This window comes from Shewanella sp. TB7-MNA-CIBAN-0143, assembly GCF_040310065.1.
Classification (GTDB): Bacteria; Pseudomonadota; Gammaproteobacteria; order Enterobacterales; family Shewanellaceae; genus Shewanella.
Map to the genome: position 1 here is coordinate 204,075 of NZ_JBEOPL010000006.1, position 7,393 is coordinate 211,467.

A 7,393-nucleotide genomic window follows, 5' to 3' on the forward strand; every position below is an offset into this window, starting at 1 on the left:
ATTGATTATTAACTAATCATTTTGAAAGGCTATAAGCGTTAATACCAATAATATAATCACATCAATTGAGGAGGCATCAATTGAGAGTTTATCGAGTGAATGAAATTCTCTAAGTCGTTTGATTATGCTATTGGAGTGAATGATGGTTATAGGTGTAAATAATAATTGAGTAGACCTATCATTTCAGAACCATAACGGATATCGACTTTAACTCGACTTAGCGTAAACTGGTGGATGTCGATAATGTGCTGGAGGTGATGTATGCCGATTAATAGATTCCCTGTGTTGCTATGGTCTTTTGGGAGTGGAGTTTGTTTACTATGCAGCTTGACTCTGTCTGTGCAGGCGAAAGTGCCATTGGATATTGCTCTAGGCGATAGAGTGTCACATTCGGTAGGTTATCAACATCAAGGTCGACGTCATTCTTCGCATTATCGTGACCCATGGCGCTGGGGATTTGGTTGGAATAGTGTTTGGGGGCCGACGATTGGGCTTAGTCGATATAATGGCTATGGCAGTCGATATGACAATCGATATAACAATCGCTGGGGTATAGACGAATATCGTCGCAACAACGATAATTATTACCCTTATCGAACGGTTAATATTGCACCTCGCCAAAGCTACCAAGTCGTTGAACCTGCAGTGATATCTGCGCCGCAGCGAACGACTACTCAAGTTCAATATGCTTCTGGGTTAAGTCGTTTACCTGAAAATGCCAAAGTGATTCAGCGCGCGAACGGTACCGTTTATGAATGGCAAGGCGTTGAATATTATTTTGACTGGAACACTCAAACCTATGAGGTAGCCAAAGTAGAGGCTCCATAGCTGCCTGCATAGAAACAATACTCAATGCTATGGTCTGCTTTAGCCTGGTACATCGCTGTATCGGCTGCAGTGATGAGTTCTCGGCTATTTAAACCATGTTCTGGCAGTACACTAATTCCGATACTGGCGCCAACTTCTAAGGTATGCTTCCCAATAATAATCGGTTGCTTAATACTGGCTAATAGCTGGTTTATTTTATGTTCAATATCAATTGGTTCAGGAAGCATATCAAGCCAAACGATAAATTCATCGCCGCCGAGTCTGCCCACTATATCGGTAGCGCGTAGACTATTAACCAAACGTTTTGCAATGGTCATGATCACTTCATCACCAATACTATGGCCCAGGGTGTCGTTAATATTTTTAAATTTATTAAGGTCAATAAATAATAGTGCCGCTTGATTTTCTCCGCGTAAATCCCTTGCTATAGCAGTATCAATTTGTTTTATGAATGCGCGACGGTTATAAATACCGGTTAGTTCATCATGTTCAGCTAAGAAAATGAGTTGGTCTTGTTGTTCAATTAATTTACGGGTTTGGCTGTCTACTTCTTGCTTTAATTCATCCTTTTTAATGGTGATTTGAGCAAGTGAAAGCTTCATTCTATTGAAGTTATGGGCGAGTGCAGATAACTCATCGGTATCACTGAAATTAATTTGACTCTTTAGGTCTCCAGCCGCAAGTGCTTCCATCCCTTGGTTGAGTGAGGCTAACCCTTTCTTAAATCGAATGAGTGTCATAAATGACCATACGGTGACCAGAATCGCTAATATCAATAGCACCATTCCGACAAGGAATAATAACGTTTGTTGTTTTTGGCTCGCTTGTTTAATCGATAATTGATGAAGATTAAACATTTCTTCAGTCATCTCTTCAATAACCATGCTGTATTTTGCTTTAAATAACCGTTCAGCTGTGAGGGTGGATGACACATCGACTTGTTTACTATGAAAGCTATTTTGAGTATTAATGAGTGCTCTAATATTGGTATTCAGTCTATTCAGGTTTCCAATAATGAGTTTTTGTTGCGTACCCCATTGAATGTCTTCTGAGAGGTTTTTGGCCAGTTCAGCTTGGCGTATATTTAACTCTGATAACCCTTGGTCATCTGTATACTCTTGGTAAAGCCACAGTTGACTACGCAAACTATCAATGTTGATTTGTAACTTCATTGAGTAATTGAGTTGACGGTATATTTGTTGTTGATAATAGTGAACTTGTATCAGTGACAAGCCGACAATCAATGTAAGCAGTGAACAGAGTGTTGCAGTGAGTTTTAGACGTTTAGATAACATCATAAATTACCATCCCGCCTCTAAATTGGTGAACTTTTCAAACAATTTTCGGTCAAGAATCTGCCTAAAATCAACACTATTCTCTTCAGAGACTAATTTATTATCAATTGCCCATTGGCTTTGAGTTTGGATGTTAGAAAAGAGTGCATTACTGAGTGATAACCGAAAAGTATAGTCATTCCAGGAATAACTAAGTTGGGATTGATCGATATCTAATACACGGCTAATTTTCGTCTGAGCAAGATCTGGGTGTGTATGAATATAATCGGTTGCGTCGTTAATTGATTTGAGTAGCGCTAACTTTTCTGTAGTTGATAGCCTTGTCTCTTTAAGCTCGATTAAGTTGAACGATAAGTGGTATAGGCCGCGACTGCTGATGACGTTGGTATTTGAGGGGACTTGTTGTGTTAACAAATAACTTAAGGGCTCCCAAGCTGAAATAATATCAACCTCATTATTTAATAACGCCGGAATAAGCTGCTCCGCAGGTAAATATACTCGCTCGATTGGCTGCTGAGTTTTGTTATACATAATCAATAAACTATCGAAGAAAAACTCACTGGCACTGCTTTTTACTATCCCTATGCGTGCGTGGGCTAAATTATCCAGTTGTTGATATTTTTGCGGTGTTAAACTCAGTAATTTGAGATCATTATCTGATTCGACAAAACTGGCTAATACAGAAAAGTTTGTTTGTTTAAAACTATTAAACATGACCACCGTTTCTGAGGCCGTGGCGAGGTCAACTTGTTTATTCTTCAGGGCGTCAAAGCATTTCACTCCGCTGTCGAATCTCACTAGCTCAACATTAAGCCCATTCGCTCTAAAGTAACCTTGTTGTTGTGCAATAAAAAAAGGTGCAGAAAGAGGTGTGCCAGATACCGCAATTTTAATGGGGTCTTTTAGGGCGGAAGCGGTAAGTGATTTGCTTGTACCAAGGTCACAACTGACAATGCCGATTAATATGAAAGTTAAGATAAACATGTTCAACACTTTGATCATAAAGATACTTCAATAAGGAGTGAATAAGGTTAAGTGTAGCGAATGTATTTTTTTTTGATGTTAAATTTTTGCAAACAAAAGATTTTTTAATAATATCAATCAATAGCGTTAGTACTAAGGTATGAGTGATAACATTAATTTATTTATAGTGAGCAATAGGGAAAGCAAGATTATATTTTATTTGTTTACTAATTTCAATGCATTATGATTTGTCTGATGAGTCTGTGTCACTGTTGAATATTCAATATGCGGGGATATATCTCCGCTAATATATTTTCTGCTTGTTGAAACTTTAATTGGTTAATTGATTGTGTTAATAATTCAATATGTTGTGGTGCAATGAGGTTAAGTGTGTTGGCTATTTTGGCAAATGTATTAATGGCATTCATATTATAGTGATTAACTTCTTCCATTAGCGTGTCATATATCATAATAAATTCGCTGTTCACTGCTAATATCGGCTTGTTCTCTTGGCTATTTGATGCTTGTAATTCCATTTCTAGCAAGGAGGCTAGCATTATCGCTAGATCTTTATTCGTGGTTAATTTCGCCAATAATATCTTATGAAACTGGCTAAATTCAGTAGGAGAGTAGTGTGCTAGTTTAATTTCATGGTTTCGTGCGTAGCAGGCTAATTCGGTGAAACCTAAAGTAGCAGCAGAACTTTTTAGTGTATGCAGCATAGGTGCAAAGTCTGCCGGAATGTTCGGTGAAGCCATGGTTTGTTGGATATACAAGGTTAAGTCATTAATCAACAGCTGAACAGACTTAAAATAGGTGGCTTTATTGCCGCTAAAACGATTAACAGCCTGATGATATTCAAGCTGATGTTCTGCGCAAAATAGCGTGATACGTCGTTCAGTATTACTCATGTTCATTTCAAACTCATCTAATTAGTCTACCTGTATTGCCTATGAGTGTTTCAACAGCCTCTCAATAACGATAACTCAATTGTCTATCTGAATATGGTCGCGCTAGTATGTAGGCAGATATTAAGATGCACGTTGGATACATGCTGTGCAAATATATTACTTAACGAAACTGTGTACCATTTTTGTGTTTATGTCGTTTTCGCGTATTCATATCTTTTATGATCAAGCACATTTGGTATCGACTAAGTTAACATAATGTACTTATTATGTAGGTGTTGTTTTCATTAAATTAAGGTAGTGGGTTACGTTGCTGCCTATTATTGATAGACGTAAAAAAATTAAGCTATTATAAATGTATGTTGGTTACAGATAACCTTAAGATTAAATGGATGTTATCTAGCTGAAAATAAGGGAGTTATTTTTCTATGTTGTTATCGGGTTTATCCAATACTGTTTATAAAATTCTGATTATTGACGATAATATTCAAAATATATTTATGCTGGAAGATATTTTGTCGCCTCTTGGTAATATCTTTTTTTCAGAGTCTGGCACTAATGCACTCGCGTTAGTGGATAAAATTAAGCCTGATGTCATTTTACTCGATATTGAGATGCCTGACATGGATGGATGGGAAGTGTGTCGTGCACTCAAAGCTAATCCATTATTTAGCGATATTCCAATTATTTTTATTACCGGCCACACCGAGCCTGAATTTGAAAGGTTGGCGCTAGAAAGTGGTGGGGTCGATTTTATTACTAAACCTTTTAACGCTTCTATTTGTTGTTTACGAGTCCATACACAACTTAAATTTAGGCAGCAAAACCAATTAATTATTAAAGCTAAAGAAGAGCTACAACAATTAGTTAATCAAGTCCCAATGCTTATTACCTATTGGGATGATTTAGGTCAGAATTTATTTAGTAATGACAACACTGGTTTGTGGTTTGATAGCTTGGTCGGTGATGTTAAAAACAAGCATATTTCGACTATTTTTCCTGAAGCGCTCAGTAATGCAATTTTAAATCATCACCGTCATATTACCTCAGATGCATTAAAGTACATTGTCACAGTCCCTAACCGTGACGGTATGAGCTTTTATGAAGTCTTTCAGTCCAAAATGAAATCAAGTGCTGGAGTCGATGGTTACTTGGTTACTGTTGTTGACGTCTCTGAAGTAAAGCATGCTAAGCAAGCGCTGTACTCTGAAAAGGAGCGTCTTCGAGTAACACTCAATTCTATTGGTGATGCTGTTATTGCGACTGACACAAGAGGGCTTATTACTTTTATGAACCCAATTGCGGAGCGCATGACGGGTTGGCGGTTAAAAGAGGCATTACATCAAAAAATTGAAAATGTGATGCATTTGAAAGATTCTGATACTCAGCAGCCATTATTGAACCCGTTATATTTAGCTCTTCGCGAGCAGCGCATTGTGGCAATGGCGCTAAACAGCCTACTTACGTCACGTGGAGGGCATGTTTTTTATGTGGAGGATTCAGCCGCGCCAATCCGTAATGAAAATGGTGAAATGATTGGCGCCATTATGGTGTTTCATGATGTGAGTGAAGCGATGGCGATGGCGATGAAAATGAGCCATTTAGCCAACCATGATCAGTTAACTGATTTACCAAACAGGATATTACTCCAGGACAGACTGAGCGTAGCGTGTTCTACAGCAAGATCTTATGGCACCAAAGCAGCTGCACTATTAATCGATATTGATCATTTTAAATACCTTAATGATTCCTTAGGCCACCAATATGGTGATGAGCTCATTTGTATGATGGCAAGACGAATACGCTCGTTAATACCTGCATCGTATACATTAGCGAGATTAGGTGGTGACGAATTTGTGATTTTAATGAGCGAGACTCGCTCTGTTGAGGCCTCTTCGCAATTAGCATCTACATTAGTTGAAGCGATGCATGAACCTTTTATTCTTGATAATCAGAAGTTTAATGTGTCGATAAGTATTGGTGTTAGTGTGTTCCCAAATGATGCTTTAGATGCCGAGGAATTAATGAGACATGCGGACGTGGCAATGTACCGTGCCAAACAGGAAGGCCGAAATCGCTTCTGCTTTTTCTCGCATGATTTAGAAAGTTCGCTTATGGAGCGCCATCATTTAGAGACTCGTTTAAGAAAAGCATTAATTAATGATGAACTTTTTGTGCATTATCAACCTAAAATTGATTTACAGACAAACATTATTATTGGTGCTGAGGCTCTTGTTAGACTGGCCAATGATGAGGGTGAGCTTATCTCTCCCGCAGAGTTTATTCCATTAGCGGAAGAGTCCGGTTTAATTATTATGCTAGGTAAACAAGTGCTTAATAAGGCCTGTGCTGAAGCTAAACGTTGGTTAGAAATGGGCTATACGATTCCTATTTCGGTAAATGTGGCTGCGGCACAGTTTGCTGATCCCGACTTAGCCGATATGATCAAGAAAGCACTATTGGAGCATAATTTACCGGCACATTTACTTGAATTGGAAATTACCGAAACTGCATTGATGATTGATGCAGCGGACATGCAAAACAAGTTGAGTGAGTTAATATCATTAGGGATTAAGATTGCTATTGACGATTTTGGTACTGGTTATTCCAGCTTGGCCTATTTGAAAAAGTTTAATGTTGATGTAATGAAAATTGATATGTCGTTTGTGAAAGATATGCTCAACAATAAACATGATTATGAAATTGTGAAGACGATTATTTCGTTGGGTAAGTCGATGGGGTTAGTGCTAATTGCCGAAGGTGTTGAAACTGAAGCGCAAAGCCACGCATTAGTTGAATTAGGATGTTTTATGGGTCAAGGTTATTTGTTTAGTCGCCCACTCAATAGCACTGATTTTGAAGCCTTCATATCGCAGAGCAGTAAATATCTTAAAGGTGTAAATTCCGTCGATGAATAAGCGGTGGCTTATTCAGTTAAGCTTAAGCTGTTTTTGAGTTAATAGAAATGAAAAAGCCCCATTGCATCCTTTGCGTTGGGGCTTTTGTTTGCATTGTCTGTGGTTATATTTATGCCACTGGGGTATCCAACACTCCAATGCGATCAACCTGTACCCATTGATGCTCCAGAGTGTTATCAAGCTCGTGATTATTATTGTTTTGAGCTTGTCAGCCAGAGGCTGGAATAAAAATGACGTTATTGGATTATAGAGTCTGGGGACCCAATAACGCCTGAACTGTTATGTTAGCTGTCTTCTTGACTACTAACGGTAGAGCGATAAAGCGGCAAGGATGCAAGATATTTTGCGCTTATTATTAGAATGTTTGTTGCTGTACGTTATCAACTTGCTTGGGGACGCGTTGATAACATGGTCAAACATCCTTGCCAAAACGGTTTTGATATTTAGATCCGTAAAACACCTTAATAAAAATGACGTTATT

5 protein-coding genes are annotated in these 7,393 nt (G+C 38.2%); 2 read left to right on the forward strand and 3 right to left on the reverse strand.

Annotated features, from left to right (window positions below; all coding sequences use genetic code 11):
- Window positions 1–261 precede the first annotated feature (261 nt).
- Window positions 262–828, forward strand: coding sequence for a hypothetical protein (locus AAEY97_RS07280; protein ID WP_350997682.1), 567 nt, complete (start codon window positions 262–264; stop codon window positions 826–828).
- Here AAEY97_RS07280 and AAEY97_RS07285 read toward each other — a convergent pair.
- The 3 genes from AAEY97_RS07285 to AAEY97_RS07295 form a co-directional block, all read right to left on the reverse strand.
- Entirely contained in the window at window positions 798–2,126 is a 1,329-nt protein-coding gene (locus AAEY97_RS07285; RefSeq protein ID WP_101085175.1) for a diguanylate cyclase domain-containing protein, read from the reverse strand. The genes AAEY97_RS07280 and AAEY97_RS07285 overlap by 31 nt on opposite strands.
- Before the next feature lie 3 nt (window positions 2,127–2,129).
- Window positions 2,130–3,107, reverse strand: coding sequence for an ABC transporter substrate-binding protein (locus tag AAEY97_RS07290; RefSeq protein ID WP_192114174.1), 978 nt, complete (start codon window positions 3,105–3,107; stop codon window positions 2,130–2,132).
- Window positions 3,108–3,352: 245 nt separating this feature from the next.
- Window positions 3,353–4,003 (reverse strand): hypothetical protein, encoded by a 651-nt coding sequence (locus AAEY97_RS07295; RefSeq protein ID WP_162023896.1) that lies wholly within the window; start codon window positions 4,001–4,003, stop codon window positions 3,353–3,355.
- 419 nt (window positions 4,004–4,422) lie between these two features.
- On the opposite strand from AAEY97_RS07295, the gene AAEY97_RS07300 reads away from it, so the two are divergent.
- Window positions 4,423–6,912, forward strand: coding sequence for an EAL domain-containing protein (locus tag AAEY97_RS07300; protein WP_192114189.1), 2,490 nt, complete (start codon window positions 4,423–4,425; stop codon window positions 6,910–6,912).
- Window positions 6,913–7,393 lie beyond the last annotated feature (481 nt).

Coding starts and splice junctions, on each gene's coding strand:
- AAEY97_RS07290 (WP_192114174.1), bottom strand. CDS start 3,107: ATGTTTATCTTAACTTTCATATTAATCGGCATTGTCAGTTGTGACCTT.
- AAEY97_RS07280 (WP_350997682.1), top strand. CDS start 262: ATGCCGATTAATAGATTCCCTGTGTTGCTATGGTCTTTTGGGAGTGGA.
- AAEY97_RS07285 (WP_101085175.1), bottom strand. CDS start 2,126: ATGATGTTATCTAAACGTCTAAAACTCACTGCAACACTCTGTTCACTG.
- AAEY97_RS07300 (WP_192114189.1), top strand. CDS start 4,423: ATGTTGTTATCGGGTTTATCCAATACTGTTTATAAAATTCTGATTATT.
- AAEY97_RS07295 (WP_162023896.1), bottom strand. CDS start 4,003: ATGAACATGAGTAATACTGAACGACGTATCACGCTATTTTGCGCAGAA.